Source organism: Actinocorallia lasiicapitis (assembly GCF_054778695.1).
Window position 1 is genome coordinate 1 of the sequence record NZ_BAAGZI010000847.1, and the last position, 746, is coordinate 746.

At 75.9% G+C, this 746-nt stretch carries 1 protein-coding gene; it reads left to right on the top strand.

Features of this window, described 5'->3' with window-relative positions:
- Positions 1–746, top strand: a 746-nt coding sequence (locus ACYVE7_RS35055) for a tetratricopeptide repeat protein (protein ID WP_460370984.1), incomplete at both ends; no start/stop codon positions are given.

A 746-nucleotide genomic window follows, 5' to 3' on the forward strand; every position in this document is an offset into this window, starting at 1 on the left:
GGACGGCGGCCGCGGGCCTGCTGCACGCCGACGTCCTGCTCGCGCACGGCGCCTCGACGATGGCCGCGGAGGTCCTCGCCAAGCTCGACCCCGCTCCCGAGCAGACCGGCGCCCACGCCCTGGCCCAGGTGCGCTGCCTGCTGGCGCTCGGCCAGAAAACCGAGGCGCGCGCCGCGGCCTCCACGCTCGCGCCGCGGGATTCGCCGCTGGCCGCCGCCATGATCGAACTACGGCTCGGGCACTGCGCGCGGGCCGTTGAACTGCTGGAGCCGCTGCTGGCCGAGCGGAACGAGCACCACGGCGAGGCGCTGGTGCTCATGGTCGGCTCCCTGCTGCGCATGGGCCATCCGCTGGAGGCCCTCGCCCTGCTCGACACCGCGGCCGCCGCCTCCCCCGAGACCGACTCCGGTCCGCTGCGCGACCTGCGCACGGCCCACGCCGAAGCCCTGCACCAGGCGGGTCGTCTCCCCGAAGCCCTCACGATCCTGCAGAAGCACTACGCGCACGCCCTCTGCGAGGGGCTGCCGGGGATCGCCGGGCACCGCGGGCTCGCGCTGGCCGCGACCCTCCTGGATCTGGGCCGGGTGAAACGCGCCGAAGCGCTGCTGCAGTCCGCGGAGATCCGCACCTGCGACAACGTGGCCGTCGCCGACGACGCCGCGGCGGGCCTGCTGCTGGCCCAGACCTGCCTGCCCGACCGCCCGATGCCGCTCGGCGTCCCCAGAGACCACCACGCCACCGCGCCG